This is a genomic window from Mesorhizobium sp. M7A.F.Ca.US.008.03.1.1 (assembly GCF_003997495.1).
Classification (GTDB): domain Bacteria; phylum Pseudomonadota; class Alphaproteobacteria; order Rhizobiales; family Rhizobiaceae; genus Mesorhizobium.
Genome location: NZ_RZRU01000004.1, coordinates 176,812 through 200,344, shown reverse-complemented (window position 1 = coordinate 200,344; position 23,533 = coordinate 176,812). Strand labels below are relative to the sequence as shown.

Below are 23,533 nucleotides of genomic sequence, written 5' to 3'. Positions count from 1 at the left end.
CCACCGCGCCTGGAGGGCGCGGTGGCTTTGGCCAGGGTTAGTCCTTGCTGACGAAGCGCGACGGATGGATGTCCATCACGTTGTCATCGAAGCCATGCAGCTTCGAGGAAACGATATCGTGGAAGCTGTAGTAGAGAAGCGGAATGTTGCCGACGTCATCGACAAGGATGCGCTCGGCCTCGGTGAGGTCCTTCATGCGCTCTTCTGGCTTGCCGCCAGCAGCCGCGGCCTTGTCCATGGCTGCTTCATATGCAGGGCTGACGTAGCTCGAATAGTTGTTTCCGCTGGCTTTGCGGGTAATGCCGAGGAAGGTCTCGGGATCCTTGTAGTCGGCGATCCAGGCGGCACGCGCCACGTCGTAGTTGCCCTTCTGCTCGAGGAAGGAGTAGTGGGTTTTGGTGTCGGTGTTGAGCAGCGTGATCTCGACGCCAAGCGGCTTCAACTGTTCCTGGATGGCAACCGCGGTGTTCTTGTGGTTTTCCGAGGTGTTGTAGCGGATTTCCATCTTCAGCGGATGCTCGGGCGTATAGCCGAGTTTCTCGAGGATCTTCTTGGCGGCGTCCTCACGGTCGATCTGCGGCATGTCGGCATATTTGGCCATTGCCGGCGTGTAGCCCGCAATGCCCGGAGGCACCATCGAATAGCCAGGCAGCATCGAGTTCTGCCAGACTTTCTCGGCGAGAAAGTCGCGGTCGATCGCCATCGAGATGGCGTTGCGCAGCTCGACATTGTCCCACGGCGCCTTGTCGGTCTTGATCGCATAGTAATAGGTGCCGAGATACGGTCCGACGCGGACCTGATCGCCGAACTTGGTCTTGAGGTCAGCGAGCTGTTCGGTCGGCAGGTCGCCGTAGCTGTCGAGTTCGCCGGCTTCGAAGCGCTTCATCGCCGATGAACGGTCTTCGGTCGGGATATAGTTGACGACGTCCATCTTGACGGTCGCGGCGTCCCAGAATTTCGGATTCTTGACCAGCTTCATGTGGTCGTTGGGAATCCACTCGGCCAGTGTGTAGGCGCCGTTCGAAACGAGATTGCCCGCCTTGATCCAGTCGGCGCCGAGCTTTTCGATCGAGGCCTTGTTGACCGGATAGGTGGCCTGGTGGGTCAACATCTCCAGGAAGTAAGGCGTCGGCGCCTTCAGCGTCACTTCCAGGGTGTTGGCGTCGATTGCCTTGACGCCCATATCCTCGGGCTTGCCTTTCTTGGTGTTGACTTCCTCGGCGTTCTTCACGGGATAGAGCATCGAAGCGTATTCGGCAGCGGTGGCCGGATCTTCCAGCCGACGGAACGAATAGACGAAGTCATCCGCCGTCACCGGGCTGCCATCCGACCAGAGACCGTCCTTGCGCAGCTTGAAGGTGTAGACAGTGCCGTCGTCGGACACCGTCCAGCTTTCGGCCGCGCCCGGAATGAGGTTCGTTTTCTGGTCATGCATGACCAGGCCCTGGAACAGGTCGCGTATGACATCGGCTTCGTAAACGGTCGAGGTCTTGTGAGGATCGACTGTCTCCGCTTCGGCGGCGCTGCCTCTGTTGTAGACGGTCTCGGCGAAAGCCGGTGTGTAGAACGTGCCGGCCGCCAAAGCCATCGTCGTGGCGAACACCGTCGCCTTCAGCATGTTTTTCAGCATGAAGTTCTCCCTGTCGGCGCTGCCGTCGGCGCGCCTTTTAAGTGTTGACGCCCCGGAGCCGATATCTGACCCCTTTGAGCGCGCCGCTGGTTCCCGTCCTGCGGCTCGTGCCCAGACACTAACGCGGAGAATTTTTATTTCAACAGACTCTGTGGGTCACCCAAAGTAAGGCGGACGAAAGCTATGGCGTGGCCGCTGAAACACCAGCCGAACCCAAAAGCTTGACGTGGTTTCTTCACCTCGATCCTTTTTTTCATCGCGAATCGGAGCCGCGCCAGTTTGCCGGAATGTCTTAATGCGTTCTTAAGCAACCACAGGTTACATTATGATTGCCTTCTATACAGTTCGATCTCAGAAGCGTGGCGGCTATGAGCAACGGAGCAAGTAAATTGCCCAAAATCTCTCAATTGGTGCGAAGATTCCAAGAAGAACGTGGAACTTCCGCGGTTGAATTCGCCTTGCTCTCGCCGATCTTCATCCTTCTGCTACTCGGAATGGTTGCATACGGTATATATTTCGGCGCCGCAAACTCGATCCAGCAGATAGCGGCGGATGCGGCCCGCACGGCGATTGCCGGGCTGAACCAGACCGAGCGCCAGACGCTCGTGGCCAGCTTCGTCACCAACAATGCCGGTGGATATCCCTTCGTGGATGTCAGCAAGTTGACCTACCAGGCCAACGACAGCACGGCCGATGGGAGCCAGTTCGTGGTGGCCATCCAGTACGACGCCCGCAACCTGCCGATCTGGAACCTTTTCCCGGGCATAGCCATGCCCGGAACCACGATCAAGCGCCAGTCAACGATCAGGGTCGGGGGCATCTGAATGCTGCTGCATGCGTGCAACAAGATCGGTCGGCTTGCCCGGTTGATGCTGAGTGACAGGAAAGCGAACTTCACCGTCATGGCAGCATTGAGCGCGCCGGTGGCGCTGGCGCTTGCCGCGGTGGCAATCGACGAAGCCTCGATCTACACCGAGCGCCGCGAAGCCCAGGCAATGGTGGACCTGGCGGCGATCACCGCCGCCTCGAACATGACCAATGTCAACACAGCGGTTGTCACCACGCTGACCGACAACGGCATGCCAGGGGTTGTCGTTCAAAGCTCGGGACAGACGATCGAGCCGGCGGTCGGCAAAACCGTCGTAACGGTCACGCCCGGGCGATATGTGGCATCCGGCGCCAATGTGGGCCAGCGTTTCCAGGCCAGCATAACCCCCTACAATGCGGTCCGTGTCACCCTGAAGAAGGTCCCTGCCCGCTATTTCGCGAGTTCGCTGATCCCCACTCCCGTCATCGGCACCCAAGCCACCGCCAGCATGACGCCGCAGGCGACGTTCTCGGTCGGATCGAGGCTCGCCAGCCTCGATGGCGGTATCCTCAACGCGCTTCTCGGCGGACTTCTCGGCAGCAACATCTCGCTCAGCGTCATGGACTACAACGCGCTGATCTCAGCGGATGTGAGCGTTCTCTCCTTCGTGGACGGCCTTGCCACACAGCTGAACCTGACCGGCGTGTCGTATTCGGATGTGCTGGCATCGAAGGCGACCGTCGGCCAGATCGCCACGGCCATGGCCAATGTGCCCGGGCTTGGCAACACGGCCAAGGTCGCCCTGCAGACGATCGCGTCCAAGTCGACCAGTACGGTCCAGATTCCGCTCAGTCATCTGGTCGATCTCGGCTCCGTCGGCAAGTTGGGCCTCGGCCAAAAGCCGGCCGGCCTTGGCGTCGACGCGAGCGCCTTGGGAATGCTGACGGCCGCCGCCGGACTGGCAAACGGTTCGAAGCAGGTCGACGTCGCCCTCGGCGCCACCATTCCGGGGGTGCTGTCGACCACGCTCGCCATCGCCATCGGCGAACCTCCGCAGTCCTCGCCATGGCTGGCAGTTGGAGAAGCAGGCACCGTAGTGCGCACCGCGCAAACGCGCATCAAGCTGCTGGTCACGGTCGGCGTCGGCAATCCAAACCTGGGCGGGGGTATCAGCCTGCTGTCGGTCAAGCTGCCGCTGAATGTCGAAGTGGCCTACGCCGAGGCCAAGCTGACCGACATCAGCTGCCCGACCGGCCCCGACAGCCTGAAGGTTACCATTGCCGCGAAGCCCGGCGTCGCCGCGGTAAACCTTGCCGCCAGCGATGCCGATAACAGCCCCACCGCCTTCGCCGATTTCAGCAACCCGCAGTCGTTCTCCGACGCCAACATAGCGGATGTCAGCCTCAATCTGTTGCTGCTAAAAATCCCGCTAATACTGGTGAAGGGGTCGGCGGGTGCCGACATCACCAACGTCAGCCCGACCAACCTGGTCTTCAACAAAACCGAGATCGCCGCCAAAACCATCAAGACGACGCCGACACGGGACCTGACTCAGACGCTGACAACATCACTGGTCGACAAGTTGTCGCTCTCCGTCAACGCGCTGGGTATCCTCGGGCTTGACGTAACCGCCCTGCTCGGCGCAGTGAAACCTGCGGTGACGACGCTCTTGAAAACCGTGACCGCACCAGTCGACACATTGCTTTACAATCTGCTCGAAACGCTCGGCGTGCATCTCGGCGAGGCCGATGTACGGGTCACAGGCGCGGTTTGCGGACGTGCCGTGCTGGTGCAGTAACGGTCGCGATATCAGTCGAGCCTGCCAAAAAAGACTCCAAGCGATGGCAGCAAAAGCTCGGCCCCGACGACCGCGGCATCGCCATCAAGCTGCGCAACCGCTCCGATGTCCCCGGGCAACGGCCAACTGGCCGGTCCCCCGGCGAAATTGAAGACACAGAGCAGTCTTTCGCCGCCGCCCTCGCGAATGAAAGCAAGCAGGTCACCCTCGGCGTCGAGAAAGCGGATCGAGCCTGATACCAGCGCCTCATGCTCCCCGCGCAAGGCCAGCGCAGCCCGATAGGACGCGAGCACCGAGGCCGTGTCGGCATTCTGGACATCGACCGCGCGGGCGCGATGGCTGGCCGGGATCGGCAGCCACGGCTTGCCAGTGGAGAAGCCCGCGTTGTCGGCGCCGGCTTCCCAGACCATCGGCGTGCGACACCCATCCCTGCCCTTGACGCCCGGCCAGAAGCGGATGCCAACGGGATCGCGCAGATCCTCATAGCCCAGCTCCGCCTCCTCCAGACCCAACTCCTCGCCCTCATAGAGGCAGATCGAGCCGCGCAGGCAGGTGAGCAGCATGATCGAGAATCTTGCGACCGCATCGGGATCGCTGTCAGGCCTTGTCCAGCGGCTGACATGGCGCACCACGTCATGGTTGGAGAACGCCCAGCAGACCCAGCCGTCCGCAACTGCACTTTCAAAGGCCTGGACACAGCCACGCACATGCGCGGCCGAGAACTGCGGACCGAGCAGGTCGAAGGTGTAGCACATGTGGAGCTTGTCGCCGCCTGAGGTATAGGCCGCGAGCGTCTGCAGCGAGCGGCCTTCATCGCCGATTTCGCCAACCGCCGCCCGATCCTCGTACTCATCGAGCAAGGCTCTGAAGCGACGGAGGAATGCCAGGTTTTCCGGTTGCGTCTTGTCGAACAGATGCTCCTGGTAGAGGTAGGTGTTGGTCTCGCCGTTGGTGCCGGCGACGCTCGACGCCAGGGGCGGATTGCTGCGCAGCCAGCGGTCGTGGACATAGTAGTTGACCGTATCGAGCCGAAAACCGTCGACGCCGCGCTCCAGCCAGAAGCGCACCGTGTCGAGAAGCGCGTCCTGGACCTCCGGATTGTGGAAATTCAGATCGGGCTGCGAGGCAAGGAAATTGTGCATGTAATATTGCCGGCGGGTCGAATCCCATTCCCAGGCAGGGCCACCGAAGACGGAGAGCCAGTTGTTGGGCGCGCCGCCATCGGGCTTGGTATCGGCCCAGACATACCAGTCGGCCTTGGGGTTATCGCGGCTGGCGCGGCTTTCGACGAACCAGTCGTGCCTGTCGGATGAATGCGACAGCACCTGGTCGATGACGATCTTCAGGCCGAGACGATGCGCCTCGGCGACCAGCGCATCGAAATCCTCGAGCGTGCCGAACATCGGATCGACATCGCAGTAGTCCGACACGTCGTAGCCCATATCGGCCATCGGCGACTTGAAGAAAGGCGACAGCCAAACGGCGTCGACACCAAGCGAGGCGACATGGGCGAGCCTCGACGTGATACCGGCGAGATCGCCGCTGCCATCGCCGGTCGTGTCCTGGAAGGAGCGCGGATAGATCTGGTAGATGACGCAACCGCGCCACCATCCGGTCTTGTCACTCGCCGCCATTGCGCTGCTCCCTTGTGCCGGCCTGCGCTCGTTCGATCATGAAGATCATCGTCCGCCCGGATATTGGCCGCGAGATATCCGCCGCATCCGGCGCTTCGGTAGCTGGAGCCCAGAAGAATCCGTCTCTTTCAGGCAAGGTGAACATGCAGGCCCGGCGATCGCCGTTGATAAGCACCGCAAGACGGCGGTCGTCCTCGGCGGCCAGGATCATGACCAGGCGGTGCCGCTGCGAATCCTGCCAACTCTGTTCATCGAGCGGCGCGCCTGTCTCGGTCAGCCATGCGACGTCCGGTATCTCCGAACCTGCCGGTGGCTGGCCAGTGAGGAAGCTTGTGTCGGAAAGCGCCGGCATCGACCGGCGCAGCCTCGAGAGTTCCGCCGTGTAGCGCTTCAGCGCCTGGTCGCGGCCGGCCCAGTCGAGCCAGGTGATCTCGTTGTCCTGCGCATAGGCGTTGTTGTTGCCCTGCTGGGTGCGGCCGAATTCGTCGCCGGCCGTCAGCATGATGGTGCCGCGTGAGGCAAACAGCGTGGCGAGCAAGGCATGCTGATCGTTGAGGCGAGCCGCCGACACGGCCGGGTCGTTTGCATCCCCTTCCACGCCGTTGTTCCAGGACAGGTTTTCATTGTGGCCGTCGCGGTTCTGCTCGCCATTGGTTTCGTTGTGCTTGCGCTGGTAGCGCGCGATATCGGCGAGCGTCATGCCATCATGGGCGGCGATGAAATTAACCGTGCGGCTGGCGCCTTGGCTGTTCGCGGCAAACACATCGGACGAACCGGCGAGCCGGGTCGCCAGGGCGCCGACCATGCCGGCGTCGCCGCGCCAGAAGCGTCTGACATCGTCGCGATACTTGTCATTCCATTCGAGGAAGGGCGGCGGGAAATTGCCGAGCTGATAGCCGTCCGGACCGATGTCCCACGGCTCGGCGATCAACACGCGATCGGCCAGCAGCGCATCGTCGCGCATCGCCCTCAGCAGCGGCGCCTCGGCATCGAATGTGCCCTCGACCCGCCCCAGAATGGGAGCGAGGTCGAAGCGGAAGCCATCGACGCCGGCATCCCTGACGAAATGGCGAAGCGTGTCGAGGACCATTTCCCTAGCGACAGGATGGTCGCAAGCGACCGTGTTGCCGGTGCCGGTGTCGTTGGCCAGCCTGCCGTCTGATGTGTGCCGGTAGTAGGCCTGATTGTCGAGGCCGCGCAGCGACAACGTGGGCCCAAGCCTGTCGCTCTCGCCGGTGTGGTTGAAGACGAGGTCGAGGATGACGCCGATACCGGCCTGGCGCAGCACAGCGACCGTGTTTCGCAATTCCATGATGCCGCCCGGCGCCAGGCGCGGATCGAGGGCCATGAACGTCACGGGATTGTAGCCCCAGGCGTTGCGCAGCCCGAGCGGCGGCAAATGCCGCTCGTCGATCGAGGCGGTCACCGGCATCAGTTCGACCGCGCCAACGCCGAGTTTTTTCAGGTGCTCGATAATCACCGGATGAGCGAGAGCGGCAATGGTACCACGCAATTTTTCCGGAACATCCGGATGCAGCATGGTGAAAGCGCGCACCGGCACTTCGTATATCAGGCCCCCCGGCTGGAATAGCGGCGGCGCAGCCTGCACCGGCTTCTGCAGCGCAGCGGCAATCGCCTTCGGCATCAGCGGCGCTGTATCGGCCCCCTCGCTCCGGCGTTGAGCCAGCCGCCAGTCATAGGTGTAGGACCTGTCGATCTCGACGGCATAAGGATCGGTCAGGAGCTTGGCGGGATCGAACCACAGCCCGCGCTCCGGCGCGTAGTCGCCATCGGCGCGAAAGCCGTAGCGGATGCCCTGGCCAAGGCCCGCGACGAACAGCGCATGGACGCCCTCGCCTTCCGGCTGCAGCTCGAGCCGTTCGATTTCCCGCTTGCCCTGCTCGTCGAAGATCGAGACCCAAAGCCGACAGGCGGCCTGCGACCACACGGCAAAGCGGATTCCTTCGCTGGTGATGGTGGCACCGAGTGGGGTCATGCGCGCGTTCTCCACCCTCCCCCCCGTGGGGAGGGTCGCGAACGAAGTGAGCGGGCTGGGGGGCGGCGCGGGGAAAGCGCTTTATGAGCACCCCGATCCGCTACGCGGATCGACCCTCCCCACAAGGGGGAGGGTGAAGCCACAGCCACTCTCAAGTAATCACGCTTGGCTTGGGGCGGCCGGTATGGCTGTGAATCCGGGCAATATCATCGGCCGCGGCAATCAGATCGGCAAGGGCGGCCTGGGTATCGAGATCGTGCCTCGACTTGTCCGGCTCGTAGCGCTCGATATAAACGCGCAACGTCGCGCCCGACGTGCCGGTGCCGGACAGCCGGAAGACCACGCGCGAACCACCTTCAAACAGCACCCTGATGCCCTGGTGCTCGCTGGTCGAGCCATCGACCGGATCGTGATAGGCAAAATCGTCGGCGCTGGCGATTGTCATGCCGCGCACGCTGGTGCCCGGCAATGAGCCGAGTTTGGCGCGCAGTTCGTCGACCAGCGCGTTCGCCCGGTCGCTCTCGACCTCTTCATAATCGTGCCGCGAATAGTAGTTGCGACCGTAGGTCGCCCAGTGCTCGGTGACGATCTGCTTGCAGCTTTCGCCGCGCGCGGCAAGGATGTTGAGCCACAAAAGCACCGCCCACAGGCCGTCCTTTTCGCGGACATGGTTGGAGCCAGTGCCGGCACTCTCCTCGCCGCAGATCGTCGCCATATCGGCATCCAGCAGATTGCCGAAGAACTTCCAACCGGTCGGCGTCTCATAGATGCCGATGCCGAGTTTTTCAGCAACACGATCGGCCGCGCCGCTGGTCGGCATCGAGCGGGCTATGCCCTTCAGCCCGGCCTTGTAACCGGGCGCCAGGCGGGCGTTGGCGGCGAGCATGGCGACTGAATCCGACGGGGTGACGAAAATGCCCTTGCCGATGATCAAATTACGGTCGCCGTCGCCATCCGAGGCGGCGCCGAAATCCGGCGCATCCGGCCCCATCATCTCGTCGTAGAGGTGTTTGGCGTGGACAAGATTCGGGTCCGGATGGTGCCCGCCGAAATCCGGCAGCGGCTTGAAATTGCGGCAGGTGCCGTTGGGCGCGCCAAGCCGGTTTTCCAGGATTTCCTTGGCGTAGGGCCCGGTCACCGCGTGCATGGCGTCAAAGCGCATGCGGAAACCCGACTTGAACAGTTTGCGCAAGGCGTCGAAATCGAACAGGCTTTCCATCAGCTCGGCATAGTCGGCGACCGGGTCGATGATCTCGACCGTCATGCCGGCGGCCTTGACCGCGCCTATCGTGTCGATGTCGATCGGATCGATGTCGGCGGTTCTGAAGCTCGAAATCGTCTTGGTCTTTTCGAAGATCGCGTCCGTCAGCTTTTCCGGCGCCGGGCCGCCATTGCCGGCATTGTATTTGATGCCGAAATCCTCATGCGGGCCGCCCGGATTGTGACTGGCCGACAGAATGATGCCGCCGAAGGTCTTGTATTTACGGATGACATGCGAGGCGGCCGGCGTCGACAGGATGCCGCCCTGCCCGACCATCACCTTGCCGAAGCCGTTGGCGGCTGCCATGGCGATGGCCTTCTGGATGACTTCGCGGTTGTAGAAACGGCCATCGCCGCCGATCACCAGGGTCTTGCCCTGGAAACCGTCGAGCGCGTCGAAGATCGACTGGATGAAATTCTCGGCATAGTGCTCCTGCTGAAAGACAGGCACCTTCTTGCGCAGGCCCGACGTGCCAGGCTTCTGATCGGGGTAGGGTTTGGTGGGGACGGTCCGTATCATGCTTCAGGCAACCCTTTTCGAAAGCAGCGAGCGATAGAGTTCAACGTATTTGTCCGCGCTCTTGTCCCACGACACGTCGGCCTTCATGCCCTGGCGCTGCAGCGATTCCCAGACGGCCGGACTGGCGTGTGCGTCGACGAGGCGGCGGATGGCGTGCAGCAAGGCACCGCCATTGTTGGGCGCGAACTGGAAGCCGGTGGCGACGCCGGCCGAAACGGCGGCCTCATTGGCATCGATGACCGTATCGGCCAGGCCGCCGGTGCGGGCAACCACCGGCACGCAGCCATAGCGCAGGCCGTAAAGCTGCGTCAGCCCGCACGGTTCGAAGCGCGAGGGGATGACGATGGCGTCGCAGCCGCCTTGCATGATGTGCGATAGCCCCTCATCGTAGCCGACGACGACGCCGATGCGGCCGCGATGTCTGGCGGCGGCGGCAAGCAGCGCACCTTCGAGACCGGCGTCGCCCGAGCCCAGGATGGCCAGGCGCGAGCCCGTGGCAACGATGCCGTCGATCACCTGCGCCAGTATGTCCATGCCCTTTTGCCAGGTCAGGCGGCTGACGACGCAGACGATCGGGCTGTCGTCGCGATCGAGGCTGAAACGCTCCTCGACAGCGGCCCTGTTGGGCGCCCGCGCCTTCAGCGTCCCGGCCGTGTAGGGGGAGACCAGATGCTTGTCGGTTTCGGGATCCCAGATCCCGGTGTCGATACCGTTGACGATCCCGTAGAGATCGCTGGAGCGCATGTTGATGAGGCCGTCGAGGCCCATGCCGAATTCAGCCGAGCGGATCTCCTGCGCGTATGTCGGGCTCACCGTGGTGATCGCCCAGGCGGCCTGCAGGCCCGCCTTGAGGAAGCCGACGCCGCCATAATATTCGACGCCGTCGAGCGCCATCGCCGCGGCCGGCAAGCCAAGCTCGCCGAAAATGCCGGCGCCGAACTGGCCCTGGAAGGCGAGATTGTGGACGGTCATCATCGACGGCACGCCGACCGCCTTGCCGTAACGCATATAGGCCAGCGTCATCGCCGATTGCCAGTCGTGAGCATGGACGATGTCGGGCTGGTAGCCTGAGATGGCGCCGCCGGCGATGTCGCCGCCGACCTGGCTTAGTGCTGCGAAGCGCCGCCAATTATCTGGCCAGTCAACGCCGGTCGCATTGCCATAAGGGCCGCCCGGACGGTCGAACAGATGCGGCGCGTCGAGCACGAACAGCTCGAGCCCGGCGAGCTGGACGGAATGGACAGAGGCCTTGCCGCCCTGTAGCAAGGGATATTGCAGCACCGCCCGCTTTTTCTTGAAGGCGGACATGACGGTCGGAAACCCGGGAATGAGAGTGCGCATGGTGACGCCCTTGGCCGCCAGCGCAATGGGCAACGCGCCGGTCACGTCGGCAAGCCCACCGGTCTTGATGAGTGGGAAAATTTCCGGCGTGACCGACAGAACCTGCATGCGTTAGAGCCCCAGCTTGTCGATCATGTCCTGCGTAACCAGGCAGATGCCTTTTTCGGAAACGCGGAAGCGCTTGGCGTCGAGAATGGGGTCTTCGCCGACCACCAGCCCTTCCGGTATCCTAACACCATGGTCGATGACCACGCGCTTCAACTTTGCGTTCCGGCCGACATGAACGTCGGGCAGCATCACCACTTCTTCGAGCGTCGAATAGGAATTGATGCGCGCGCCAGTGAAGATCAGGCTTTTTTTCAGCGAAGCCCCCGAGACGATGCAGTCGCCCGAGACAAGCGAGGAGATGGCCGAACCGCGGCGGCCGTCCTCGTCATGCACGAACTTTGCCGGCGGCTTCAATTCGGCATAGGTCCAGATCGGCCAGTCGCGGTCGTAGAGGTCGAGCTCCGGGGTGATATCGGTCAGGTCGATATTGGCTTCCCAATAGGCGTCGACCGTTCCGACGTCGCGCCAGTAGGCCTCGTTCTCGGCGGTCGAGCGGACGCAGGATTTGGCGAAGCGGTGCGCGATCGCCTTACCGTGCTGGACGATATAGGGGATGATGTCCTTGCCGAAGTCGCGGCTGGAGCCCGGCTCGGCCGCATCGCGGCGCAACTGCTCCATCAGGAACTTGGTCTTGAAGACGTAGATGCCCATCGAGGCCAGGGCAAACTCTGGCTTGTCGGGAATGCCGGGCGGATCGGCGGGCTTTTCGACGAAGGCGATGATATTGTCCTTGCCATCGACATGCATGACGCCGAAGCCGGTGGCTTCCATGCGCGGCACTTCGAGGCAGCCGACGGTGACATCGGCATTGGCGTCGACGTGCTGGCGAAGCATCATCTCGTAGTCCATCTTGTAGATGTGATCGCCGGCCAGGATGACCATGTATTCGGGCCCATAGGCCTCGATGATGTCGATGTTCTGATAGACGGCGTCGGCGGTGCCCTCATACCACTGCGTTTCCGAGACGCGCTGGCTGGCCGGCAGGATGTCGAAACTCTCGTTGCGCTCGGGCCGCAGGAAGTTCCAGCCGCGCTGCAGATGGCGGATCAGCGAGTGCGCCTTGTACTGGGTGGCGACGCCGAGGCGTCGAATGCCGGAGTTAAGCGCGTTGGAGAGCGCGAAGTCGATGATGCGAGTCTTGCCGCCGAAATAGACGGCCGGCTTGGCGCGCCGGTCGGTCAGTTCCCTGAGGCGGCTGCCGCGGCCGCCGGCCAATACATAGGCCATGGCATCGCGCGCCAGCGGCTGGGTCCGTTTCAAGTCTGCCATTTCTACCCTCCCAAGTTACTCGATCTCGACATGTTACTCAGTGTCGATGGGTTCAGTCGGCGACGAGCTCGAGCATGATCGTGGACAGCGGCGGCAAGAGCATCGTCGCGGAGACGCTTCCTTCTTCCGCCCGCGCCTCGACCATGCCGCCATTGCCCTTGCCGGAACCGCCATATTCAGAAGCGTCGGTGTTGATGATTTCGCGCCATTTGCCGGCCGTCGGCAACGGCACGCGATAATTGTCGCGCGGCACCGGCGTGAAATTGGAAATGACGGCCACCGGGCTGCCGCCCGGCGCGTTGCGCAGCCAGGCAAAAACCGAATTCTGGCTGTCGTCGACGATCAGCCAGGAGAACCCCTCCGGTTCGCAGTCGCGGCCATGCAGCGCCGGACGCGAACGGTAGAGATAGTTGAGATCGCGCACTGTCTGCCAGACGCCGCGATGCGGCCGGAACTCCAGCAGGTTCCAGTCGAGTGCGCGCGCCTCGCTCCATTCGCGGCGCTGCGCGAACTCCTGCCCCATGAACAGCAGCTTCTTGCCGGGATACCCCCACATGAAGGCGTAGTAGGCGCGCAATGTCGCGAATTTCTGCCAGTCGTCGCCCGCCATCTTGCCGAGCAGCGTGCCTTTGCCGTGCACGACCTCGTCATGCGAGAGCGGCAGCACGAAATTTTCCGAGAAGGCGTAGGTCAGGCCGAAGGTGAGGTCGTTGTGGTGGTGCTTGCGGAAGATGGGCTCCTTGGAGAAATACTCCAGCGTGTCGTGCATGAAGCCCATATTCCACTTGAAGCCGAAGCCCAGCCCGCCTTCATGCACCGGCGCCGAGACCTTCGGCCATGAGGTCGATTCCTCGGCGACGGTCATGACGCCCGGATGGTGGCCGTAGACCTCCTTGTTCATCTTCTGCAGGAAGCTGACCGCCTCGAGGTTCTCGCGGCCGCCCTTCTCGTTGGGGATCCATTCGCCGGCCTTGCGCGAATAGTCGAGGTAGAGCATCGAGGCGACCGCGTCGACGCGCAAACCGTCGACATGGTATTTCTCGGCCCAGAACAGCGCGTTGTTGACGAGGAACGAAACCACCTCGCGGCGGCCGAAATTGTAGATCGCGGTGTTCCAGTCGGGATGAAAACCCTTGCGTGGATCGGCATGCTCATAGAGCGCGGTGCCGTCGAAATTGGCCAGGCCATGCGCGTCGACCGGGAAATGCGCCGGCACCCAGTCGAGGATGACACCGACGCCGGCGCGGTGGGCGCCATCGACGAAACGAGCAAAGCCGTCGGGGTCGCCGAAGCGGGCCGAGGGCGCGTAGAGGCCGGTCGTCTGGTAGCCCCAGGACGGGTCATAGGGGTGTTCGGAGATCGGCATGAATTCGATATGGGTGAAACCGGTCTCGACCACATAGGGGATCAGCCGGTCGGCCAACTCGTCCCATGACAGGAAGGTACCGTCGTCGTGAAGCTGCCAGGAGCCGGCATGGACCTCGTAGATCGAGATGGCTTCGCGCCGGTGATCGGCATTGCGCCAGAAACTGCGATGCGCCTCGTCGCCCCACTCATGCGCCGGCGGCACGGCCACGACCGAAGCGGTGGCCGGACGCAGTTCGGATTTGAAGGCGAACGGGTCGGCCTTCAGCGGCAATCTCACGCCATCGGGGCCGATGATCTCGTATTTGTAGGGTCGTCCGGCACCGATGTCGGGCACGAACAGTTCCCAGATGCCGGTGTCGCGGCGATCACGCATCGTATGCCGGCGACCGTCCCACTCGTTGAAATCGCCGACCACCGAGACGCGCCGCGCATTGGGAGCCCAGACGGCGAAATGCACTCCGGAAGCGCCTTCATGATCGATGACATGGGCGCCGAGCTTGTCGAACAACCTTAGGTGCGAGCCTTGGGCGATGTAGTAGTCGTCCATCGGGCCAAGCACCGGACCGAACGAATAAGGATCGGTCAGCCACCAGTCGCCGCCGGCATTGCGCGCGTGATAGCGCAGCGGCTGCCGCTTCCTGATCGAGAGCTTGCCTTCGAAAAAGCCGCCATCGTCGCGCCTGGACAATTCACCCGCGATGATGCCGGTCAGCGTATAGGCGGTGACGAATTCGGCATTCGGAACAAAGCAGCGGGCAAACAGGCTTTTGCCAACCTCATGGACGCCAAGAACCGCGAACGGGTCGCCGTGCGTACCGGCAACAATCGCCGCAACATCGCTGGCTGGCGCCAGTCCGTCCGGCCCGCTTGTCGCAGCGGTCGCGCGCGGCTTCTTCATCAGGCAGCGTCCCTCCCCGGGCACCAAATGTTTGTTTTCAGGGCTATGAGCTTGGCACTCCAATTCATAGCCCGGGACCACATTGTTCGCGGCCTCATGCAATCACATCAGACAGGCACGTTCCAGATTTCTTTCGCATATTGGCGGATCGTGCGATCGGAGGAGAACCAGCCGACGCGCGCAACGTTGCGGATCGCCCTGGCGTACCAGTCGGGACTGTTGCGCCAGACCGCATCGACCTCGCGCTGGGCGGCGGCATAGGCATCGAAATCGGCGGCAACCATGAACCAGTCGCTGTTGTAGAGACCGTTGATGAGATCGCGGTAACGATCCGGATCGTCCGGCGAGAAGACGCCTGACGAAACAGCGGCAACCGCTTGCGCCAGCTCGGGTGATCCCTCGATGACGGCGCGCGGATCGTAGCCATTGTTGCGCCGCTCGGCGACCTCGGCGGTGGTCAGGCCGAAGATGAAGATGTTGTCGTCGCCGACGCATTCCTTGATCTCGACATTGGCGCCGTCGAGCGTGCCGATGGTCAACGCGCCGTTCAGCGCGAACTTCATGTTGCCGGTTCCCGACGCTTCCATGCCGGCGGTCGAGATCTGCTCGGACAGATCGGCAGCCGGCATCATGATCTCGGCCAGGCTGACATTGTAGTTCGGCACGAACACCACCTTCAGCAGACCGCGCACGGCCGGATCGCGGTTGATGACCTTGGCGACGTCATTGGCGAGTTTGATGATCAGCTTGGCATTGTGGTAGCTGGGCGCCGCTTTGCCGCCGAAGAATTTTACACGCGGCATCCAGTCACGCTCCGGATGCGAGCGGATCTGGTCGTAGAGGGCGATCGCCTCGAGGATGTTCAGAAGCTGGCGCTTGTATTCGTGGATGCGCTTGATCTGGATATCGAACAGCGCCGAGGGATCGACCTTGATGCCGAGCCGATCGGCGACGAGGTTGGCCAGCCGCGCCTTGTTGGCGCGCTTGACGGCGGCGAACTTGTCGCGAAAGGCGGCATCGTCGGCGAAGACATCGAGATCCTTGATGGCATCTATGTCGTCGAGAAAACGGTCGCCGATCGCCTCACGGGCGAGCGACGTCAGCCCGGGATTGCACTGGATCAGCCAGCGCCGCGGCGTGATGCCGTTGGTCTTGTTGTTGATGCGATCGGGATAGAGCTTGTGCAGATCGGCGAACACCGTCTCTTTCATCAGGTCGGTGTGAAGCGCCGAAACGCCGTTGATCGAGTGCGAGCCGACAAAGGCCAGATTGCCCATGCGCACCCGGCGGTCGCCGTTTTCCTGGATCAGCGAGATGCGGCTGATCTGCTCGTCCGAGAACTGGTTGGAGGCACGCGCCTCCAGAAGCACCTCGGCGTTGATGGCGTAGACGATCTGCATGTGGCGCGGCAAAAGCCGCTCGAACAGCGGCACCGGCCAGCTTTCCAGCGCTTCGGGCAGCAGCGTGTGGTTGGTGTAGCCGAAGGTGCGCTTGGTGATATCCCAGGCGAGGTCGAAATCCATGCCGTGAACATCCATCAACAGGCGCATCAGCTCGGGCACAGCGATGGCCGGATGGGTGTCGTTGAGGTGGATCGCAGCCTTGTCGGGCAGCGACTTCAGGTCGCCATATTGGCTGAGATGGCGCTGGACGATGTCCTGCAGCGAGGCGGTGGAGAAAAAGTACTCTTGCCTGAGCCGCAGTTCCTGCCCGGCCTTGTGGGAATCGGCGGGATAGAGCACACGCGACAAGGCATCGGCCTTGTTGCTTTCGGCAAGCGCGCCGATGTGGTCGCCGGCATTGAACTTGTCGAGCAGGATCGGATCGACCGGCATGCCCGACCACAGCCGCAGCGTGTTGACGCGATTGGCCCGCCAGCCGACGACGGGCGTGTCATAGGCGACGGCCAGGACATGCTCGGTCGGCTTCCAGACATGGCGCTCGAGGCGCCCGTCCTTCGAGGTGATCGATTCTACCGAACCGCCGAAACCGACCTCGAACGAGCGCTCACGGCGTTCGAATTCCCACGGATTGCCGTGATCGAGCCATGTCTCAGGCAGTTCGACCTGCCAGCCGTCGTGAATCTCCTGGCGGAACATCCCGTTGGCATAGCGGATGCCGTAGCCATGCGCGGGAATGTCGACAGTCGCCATGCTTTCCATGAAGCAGGCCGCAAGCCGCCCGAGGCCGCCATTGCCAAGTGCGGCATCCGGCTCGAGTGCGGCGATGAGATCGAGATCGACGCCCAGCGACGACAGCGCCGCGCGCATGTTGTCCATCAGGCCCAGATTGGAGAAGGCATCGCGCATCAGGCGGCCGATGAGGAATTCCAGCGACAGATAGTAGACGCGCTTTTCCTTCTGGTCGTAGGCCTCTTTCGTCGCCTGCATCCAGCGATCGACGATCCGGTCGCGCACGACCTTGATCGAGGCGGTCAGCCAGTCGTACTGGGTCGCGACGGTGGTATCCTTGCCGACCCTGTATTTGAGGGCCACCAAGACTTCACGTGCGAGTGTCTTTGGATCAGGATTTTCGAGCAATGGAGGAAGGGGTTCGGATGTCATCGCGCTCGTCATGATGCCTCTCGTGCGGTTGCCATGATCATACCGGCTTTCATCGCTCCTCCCAGCCCATGCTAGCCGATACCGCTATATATTCAATCGATTTAAACATGCCCGAACCGGCTTGCCCCCTGCGGCAATTTGGCAGTTCGGAAGTGTGACGCGCCACGACGGTCCGCGCGACGCGCTTCAAATTCCTGTTTCGTGCATGTCGTTGTTCCCAAAACCGCTACGCACTTTTGGGCGACCTGCATCAGGCCGCCAGTGCTGCTTCGGGCGGAACCTTTGCTCCGGTCATGAAGGCCACGGCATCGGACATCGTATATTGCTTGGGATCGATGACGCAGAGGCGACGGCCCAGCCGATGGATGTGAATGCGGTCGGCCACTTCGAAGACGTGCGGCATGTTGTGCGAGATCAGCACGATCGGGAGGCCGCGCTTCTTGACGTCGAGGATCAGTTCGAGCACGCGGCGGCTTTCCTTGACGCCAAGGGCGGCTGTCGGCTCGTCCATGATCACCACACGACTGCCAAAGGCGGCCGCGCGCGCTACCGCAACGCCCTGCCTTTGGCCACCCGAGAGAGTCTCCACAGCCTGGCTGATGTTCTGGATGGTCATCAGGCCAAGTTCGGTAAGCTTGTCGCGGGCGCGCTTTTCCATCGCCGGACGGTCAAGCATACGAAGCCAGTCGCCCAGAAAGCCCGGTTTGCGGATTTCGCGGCCAAGGAACATGTTGTCGGCGATCGACAGCGCCGGCGACAGCGCCAAATTCTGGTAGACGGTCTCGATACCGGCTTCGCGGGCCTCCATCGGCGATTTGAAGGCGACGGGTTTGCCTTCGAGCCGGATCTCGCCTTCATCGGGCACGGCCGCGCCGGAAATCGCCTTGATGAGCGACGACTTGCCGGCGCCGTTGTCGCCGATGACGGCGAGGATTTCGCCGGGATAAAGGTCGAAGTCGGCATTGTCGAGGGCGGTGACACGGCCATAGCGCTTGACCAGGCCACGCGCGGTGAGGATGGGTTCCTGGGTCATGGTCATGCCGAAACCTTTCTGATCCATTGGTCGACTGCCACGGCGCCGATGATCAGCACACCGGTGAGCAGCACCTTCCATTGCGGATCGGCGCCAAGCATGTTGAGGCCCATGGAGACGACGCCGACGATCATCGCGCCGAACAGCGTGCCCAGGATCGAGCCGCGTCCGCCGAAGAGGGAAATGCCGCCGATCACCGTCGCGGTGATCGCCTGCAGATTGTAGTCGGTGACGGCGGCTGACGGCGAGATCGAACCGTTGCGGCCGATGGAGACCCAGGCAGCGAAAGCGGCGATCAGCCCGGCAAGGGTGTAGACCGTCATCAGCACCTTCTTGGTCTGGATGCCCGACAGCTTCGCCGCCTCCTGATCATCGCCAACGGCGTAGACATGGCGGCCCCATGCCGTGTGATTGAGCACGTACCACAGGACCATAACGAGCACGACCGTGGCAATGACACCGAGCGTCAGCACCGCCGTGCCGACCTTGAAACTGATGGCAAAGAGATGCAGCAACGGCGCCTGGGTGTCGACGTCGGTGTCGCGGATCGTCTCGTTGGCCGAATAAATGAAGTTCGTGGCCATGACGATGTTCCAGGTGCCAAGCGTCACGATGAAGGGTGGCAGCTTCATGTAGGCGACAAGCACCCCATTGAGCAGACCGCAGGCCGCGCCGGCGGCAAGCCCGATCGCCACTGCGAGCGCGCTCGGCATGCCGTAGCTGACAGCGCAATTGCCCATGATCACCGCTGAAATCACCATGATCACGCCAATCGACAGGTCGATGCCTGCGGTCAGGATGACCAATGTCTGCGCAGCGCCCAGAATGCCGATGATGGCGATCTGCTGCAGGATAAGCGTCAGCGTGTAGGACGAAAAGAACCGTCCTCCGATGGTGATGCCGAAGACGATGATCGCCAGAACCAGCACGATCAGCGGCACCGCGGCCGGCGTTGAATGCAGGAAATGCTGGATGCGCTTGACGGCCGATTTGTGCTCGTCAAAAGCGGCAACGCTTGTGTCGCTGCTCGAGAGAACCTTCTCGAATTCCTGAGCTTGAGCCATGTTTACTCCCCGTAGGCTTCAGCCAAACGCCGACGCCAGTCCACGCCTTTCCGGTCTGTTGCCGGGATTGTTCGCGGTCACGCGAGCCATCGTCCACCCGAAGCGGCCGGGGATCAAGCCCCGACCGCTCAGGTTCCCTGGATGCCTGTCAGACCGACATCAGCCCCAGCACTTGGCGAGGCCTTCCTTGGTGTCGATGGACTTCACGCCGGTGGCCGGCTTGTCGGTCACCAGGTTGACGCCGGTGTCGAAGAAGTTCTTGCCTTCGGTCGGCTTCGGCTTGGTTCCGTCCTTGGCAAAAGCGGCGATCGCCTCGATGCCGAGTGCTGCCATCTGCAGCGGATATTGCTGCGACGTGGCGCCGATGACACCTTCGGCCACCGACTTCACGCCAGGGCAGCCGCCGTCGACGGAAACGATCAGCACCTGGCTTTCGAGGCCGACAGCCTTTAGCGCCTGGTAGGCGCCGACAGCGGCGGGCTCGTTGATGGTGTGGATGACGTTGATGGTGTTGTCCTTCTGCAGGAGGTTCTCCATCGCCTTGCGGCCGCCCTCTTCGTTGCCGTTGGTGACGTCGTGGCCGACGATGCGCGGATCGGTCTCGTCGCCGATCTTGTTGGGATCCTTCACGTCGATGCCGTAGCCCATCATGAAGCCCTGGTCGCGCAGCACATCGACGGTCGGCTGCGAAGGGGTCAGATCGAGGAAGCCGATCTTGGCGTCCTTCGCCTTGTCGCCCAGCGTGGCGGCTGCCCAGGCGCCGATCAGCTTGCCGGCTTCGAGATTGTCCGTCGCGAAGGTCGCGTCGGCCGCATCGATTGGATCGAGTGGCGTGTCGAGCGCGATCACCAGCAGGCCGGCGTCACGCGCCTTCTTCACGGTCGGCACGATACCTTTGGTGTCGGATGCGGTGATCAGGATCCCCTTGGCGCCGTCGGCTATGCAGCTTTCGATCGCCGCGACCTGGCTCTCGCTGTCGCCGTCGATCTTGCCGGCATAGGTCTTGAGGTCGACGCCGAGTTCCTTGGCCTTCGCGGTGGCGCCTTCCTTCATCTTGACGAAGAAGGGATTGGTGTCGGTCTTGGTGATCAGGCAGGCGCCGACACCGGCCGCGGATGCGGACGAGGCAAACGCCATCAGGCCCAGGGCCGCGGCGGCAAACACGGTCGATTTCAACAGTTTTGTATTGGTCACGATCTTCCTCCCAGTGGAACCATTCCGATGCCGGCCAACCGGCACCTGCAGCGCATCCAACGAAATTCTCCCAGCGTGGACGCTGTCTCAACAGACACCAGGCCGAAGCCTCTGTCAATAATTAAATCACTCTTATTTATTATTGACAGCCTTGCTTCGTTCACCCATTCTGACCCAAAAGCATTGAGGGGAAACGACGGGAGGAACAGGGTGGAAACGGCCATTGCGAGGCACGGTTCGCCCGAGGTGAATGACAGTCTCATTCACCGCGGCACCAACCAGAGCGGCATGCGCGACCACAATGAGCGGTTGGTGCTGTCGTTGGTGCGCCAGCACGGCAGCCTGGCAAAATCCGACATCGCCCGCATGACCGGACTTTCGGCGCAGACGGTTTCGGTCATCATGCGCGAGCTGGAGGAAGAAAGCCTCCTGCTGCGCCAGGCGCCGTTGCGCGGCAAGATCGGCCAGCCCTCCATCCCGATGGCGCTCAATCCCGAAGGCGCTTTCTTCATCGGCCTGAAGATCGGCCGCCGCAGCGCGGAACTGGTGCTGATCGATTTTCTCGGCAATGTGCGCTCGATGCTGCAGCATTCCTACCGCTACCCGGCGCCGCGCGAAACGGTGGAATTCGTCAACAACGGCATGAAGACGATGCGCGGCGCGCTGACGCCGGCACAGGACAAGCGCATCGCCGGGCTCGGCATCGCCATGCCGTTCGAATTGTGGAACTGGGCCGATACCGCCGGCGCCCCGCGCGACGTCATGGACGAATGGCGCCACCGCGACATCCGGGCCGACATCCAGGCGCAATGCGATTTCCCGGTCTATTTGCAGAACGATGCGACTTCGGCCTGCGGCGCCGAACTCGTCTTCGGCCAGGCGGGGGCGGCGCGTGACTTCGTCTATTTCTACATCGGCGCCTTTGCCGGTGGCGGCATCGTGCTGAATGGCCGGCTTTTCGGCGGCCCGACCGGCAATGCCGGCGCGCTGGGTTCGATGCCGGTGCCCGGACCGGACGGCAAGCCGACCCAGCTGATCGATGTGGCGTCCATCGCCATGCTCGAGAAGGCGCTCAACGCGCGCGGCGTCGAGGCTTCGCATCTGTGGACCTCGCCGGAAGACTGGGGCGAGATCGGATCCGAACTGGAGGACTGGATCGCCAGCGCTTCGCAAGCCCTCGCCTACGCCATCGTCGCCGCATCCTCGGTCATCGATTTCGAGGCGGCGGTGATCGACGGATGGATGCCGAAGGCGGTGCGCCGCCGGCTGGTCGACGCCATCATCGCGGCCATCGCCGCGATCGACGGCGAAGGTTTGAAGCTGCCCGCCGTTCGCGAGGGAACCGTCGGCATTCATGCCCGGGCGCTCGGCGGCGCCAGCCTGCCACTTTCCGAACGCTTCCTGATCGGCTCGACGACGATTTCCAGGAGCGCCTGATGCTGATCGGAATCCCGGCGCTGCTCGGTCCGGAGCTTCTGGCGATTCTGCGCGGCATGGGCCATGGCGACGAAATCGCCCTTGTCGACGGAAACTATCCGGCGGAACAGCAGGCAACCCGGCTGGTACGCGCCGACGGTCACCACCTCATCCCGGTGCTCGACGCGATCTTGAGCGTGCTGCCGGTGGACGACGCCGTGCCGGAGGCGCTGTTTCGCGCCTCGGTCAAGGGCGACCCTTCGCTTGCCGATCCCGTCCACCGTGAGATCGAGGCGATCTGCGCCCAACATGCGCCGGGCCGCAAGGTGGTTGCGCTGGCCGGCGCCGACTTCTATGCACGGGTCAAATCGGCGCATGCCATCGTCGCGACAAGCGAGCCGCGGCTCTACGCCAACATCATCATCCGCAAGGGCGTGATCTATCCGCCGGAGACCAGGAAGCCATGATCCTCTGCTGCGGCGAAGCCCTGATCGACATGCTGCCGCGCACAACGACAGGGGGCGAGCCGGCTTTTGCGCCTTATGTCGGCGGCGCCGTGTTCAACACGGCGATCGCACTTGGTCGGCTCGGCGCGCCGGCCGGCTTCTTTTCCGGCCTGTCGTCGGATCTGTTCGGCGGCCAGTTCCGGGATGCGCTTGGGGCGAGTAAGGTCAGTTCCACCTATGCACACACCTCGCCTCGGCCAACGACGCTGGCCTTCGTCAAGCTCACCGACGGCCAGGCGACCTACACCTTCTATGACGAGAACACCGCCGGCCGCCTGCTGACCATCGACGATTTGCCGCAACTCGGCAACGAGATCGAGGCCATGCTGTTTGGCGCCATCAGCCTGATCTCCGAGCCCGCCGGAAGTGCCTATGAAGAATTCATGCGGCGTGAGCATGAAAGCCGCGTCATGATGCTCGACCCCAACATCCGGCCGAACTTCATCCCGGACAAGGCCAAGCACCTGAAGCGCATTCGCGCCATGATGGCGATGGCCGACATCGTGAAACTGTCGGACGAGGACCTGAACTGGTTCGGCGAATCCGGCTCGCACGAGGATGTCATCGGCAACTGGCTGGATCGCGGCCCGAAGCTGATCGTCGTCACACATGGCAGCGAAGGCGCCGTCGGCTACAGCAAGGAGCACGCCGTCACGGTGATGCCGGAAAAGATCGAGGTGGTCGACACGGTCGGCGCCGGCGACACGTTTAATGCCGGCATCCTCGCCTCCTTGCATGAGCAAGGCTTGCTGACGAAAGCGGCGATTTCCGGCCTGTCGAAAGACGCCATCCACAAGGCGCTGGCGCTCGGCGCCAAGGCTGCAGCGGTGACCGTGTCACGGGCCGGCGCCAATCCGCCCTGGCGGCACGAGATCGCCTGAGCAACGCTCAATTTAAGTTGAGCCAGTCGATCACTTTATGTTTCGCAGGACCGATCCTACAGATTATAAGGGCAGGATCGTGCCTGACGAAGCCCGGATTTGCGGCATCTCGCGAAGACACGCCGGAAAAGACAGGTAACAGACTGCGACACCTAGGCAATTCGCGGTCCTGCCTGCCCGGCTTTCTCGTCAGGCGCAACTCTGGTACCAGCGAGCCGTTATCTGGCTAAACCGTCTGGTTAAAC

At 62.6% G+C, this 23,533-nt stretch carries 16 protein-coding genes; 5 read left to right on the top strand and 11 right to left on the bottom strand.

The features are described 5' to 3' along the window. Positions 1 to 37: 37 nt before the first annotated feature. Positions 38 to 1,630 (bottom strand): peptide ABC transporter substrate-binding protein, encoded by a 1,593-nt coding sequence (locus tag EOA16_RS08910; protein WP_127257227.1) that lies wholly within the window; start codon positions 1,628 to 1,630, stop codon positions 38 to 40. Positions 1,631 to 1,998: 368 nt separating this feature from the next. Between EOA16_RS08910 and EOA16_RS08905 the strand changes: the two genes are divergently transcribed. Next, a complete protein-coding gene (locus EOA16_RS08905; RefSeq protein WP_164754179.1) occupies positions 1,999 to 2,454 on the top strand; it encodes a TadE/TadG family type IV pilus assembly protein in 456 nt (151 codons plus the stop codon). Further along, positions 2,455 to 4,236, top strand: a complete 1,782-nt coding sequence (locus EOA16_RS08900; RefSeq protein ID WP_127257226.1) for a TadG family pilus assembly protein — start codon at positions 2,455 to 2,457, stop codon at positions 4,234 to 4,236. It abuts the gene before it with no gap. 11 nt (positions 4,237 to 4,247) lie between these two features. On the opposite strand, the gene EOA16_RS08895 is transcribed toward EOA16_RS08900, so the two are convergent. From EOA16_RS08895 to EOA16_RS08850, 10 genes are all read right to left on the bottom strand, one after another. After that, positions 4,248 to 5,870, bottom strand: a complete 1,623-nt coding sequence (locus EOA16_RS08895; RefSeq protein WP_127257224.1) for an alpha-glucosidase family protein — start codon at positions 5,868 to 5,870, stop codon at positions 4,248 to 4,250. Beyond that, the gene (gene glgX, locus EOA16_RS08890) at positions 5,857 to 7,866 is read right to left on the bottom strand and encodes a glycogen debranching protein GlgX (RefSeq protein ID WP_127257223.1); all 2,010 of its coding nucleotides are present in this window, start codon (positions 7,864 to 7,866) and stop codon (positions 5,857 to 5,859) included. Before glgX ends, EOA16_RS08895 begins: the two co-directional genes overlap by 14 nt. A 151-nt stretch (positions 7,867 to 8,017) precedes the next feature. Beyond that, positions 8,018 to 9,646: an alpha-D-glucose phosphate-specific phosphoglucomutase gene (locus EOA16_RS08885; RefSeq protein WP_127257221.1), complete on the bottom strand. Its 1,629-nt coding sequence runs from the start codon at positions 9,644 to 9,646 to the stop codon at positions 8,018 to 8,020. Between the two features lie 3 nt (positions 9,647 to 9,649). Next, positions 9,650 to 11,095: a glycogen synthase GlgA gene (gene glgA, locus EOA16_RS08880; RefSeq protein WP_127257220.1), complete on the bottom strand. Its 1,446-nt coding sequence runs from the start codon at positions 11,093 to 11,095 to the stop codon at positions 9,650 to 9,652. A 3-nt stretch (positions 11,096 to 11,098) separates the two neighbouring features. Then, entirely contained in the window at positions 11,099 to 12,364 is a 1,266-nt protein-coding gene (gene glgC, locus EOA16_RS08875; RefSeq protein ID WP_127257218.1) for a glucose-1-phosphate adenylyltransferase, read from the bottom strand. 52 nt (positions 12,365 to 12,416) lie between these two features. Next, positions 12,417 to 14,630: a 1,4-alpha-glucan branching protein GlgB gene (glgB, locus tag EOA16_RS08870; protein ID WP_127257216.1), complete on the bottom strand. Its 2,214-nt coding sequence runs from the start codon at positions 14,628 to 14,630 to the stop codon at positions 12,417 to 12,419. Positions 14,631 to 14,737: 107 nt separating this feature from the next. Beyond that, positions 14,738 to 17,206 carry a glycogen/starch/alpha-glucan phosphorylase gene (locus EOA16_RS08865; RefSeq protein WP_127257215.1) on the bottom strand — a complete coding sequence of 823 codons (2,469 nt, stop codon included), beginning with the start codon at positions 17,204 to 17,206 and terminating at the stop codon, positions 14,738 to 14,740. A 238-nt stretch (positions 17,207 to 17,444) separates the two neighbouring features. Beyond that, a complete protein-coding gene (locus EOA16_RS08860; protein ID WP_224696644.1) occupies positions 17,445 to 18,254 on the bottom strand; it encodes an ATP-binding cassette domain-containing protein in 810 nt (269 codons plus the stop codon). Continuing rightward, positions 18,230 to 19,291, bottom strand: a complete 1,062-nt coding sequence (locus EOA16_RS08855) for an ABC transporter permease (RefSeq protein WP_023808510.1) — start codon at positions 19,289 to 19,291, stop codon at positions 18,230 to 18,232. The genes EOA16_RS08860 and EOA16_RS08855 overlap by 25 nt, the downstream gene beginning before the upstream one ends. Positions 19,292 to 19,450: 159 nt before the next feature. After that, on the bottom strand, positions 19,451 to 20,467 hold the full coding sequence (locus tag EOA16_RS08850; RefSeq protein WP_024503693.1) for a sugar ABC transporter substrate-binding protein: 1,017 nt from the start codon (positions 20,465 to 20,467) through the stop codon (positions 19,451 to 19,453). Positions 20,468 to 20,695: 228 nt separating this feature from the next. Here EOA16_RS08850 and EOA16_RS08845 point away from each other — a divergent pair, with 228 nt between their 5' ends. The 3 genes from EOA16_RS08845 to EOA16_RS08835 are packed head-to-tail and all read left to right on the top strand — an operon-like array spanning position 20,696 to position 23,288. Then, complete coding sequence (locus EOA16_RS08845) at positions 20,696 to 21,922, top strand: ROK family transcriptional regulator (protein ID WP_127257213.1); 1,227 nt, start codon at positions 20,696 to 20,698, stop codon at positions 21,920 to 21,922. After that, positions 21,922 to 22,368 carry an RbsD/FucU domain-containing protein gene (locus EOA16_RS08840; RefSeq protein ID WP_127257211.1) on the top strand — a complete coding sequence of 149 codons (447 nt, stop codon included), beginning with the start codon at positions 21,922 to 21,924 and terminating at the stop codon, positions 22,366 to 22,368. The genes EOA16_RS08845 and EOA16_RS08840 overlap by 1 nt, the downstream gene beginning before the upstream one ends. Then, positions 22,365 to 23,288: a carbohydrate kinase gene (locus EOA16_RS08835; RefSeq protein WP_127257209.1), complete on the top strand. Its 924-nt coding sequence runs from the start codon at positions 22,365 to 22,367 to the stop codon at positions 23,286 to 23,288. Before EOA16_RS08840 ends, EOA16_RS08835 begins: the two co-directional genes overlap by 4 nt. The last annotated feature ends 245 nt before the right edge of the window (positions 23,289 to 23,533 follow it).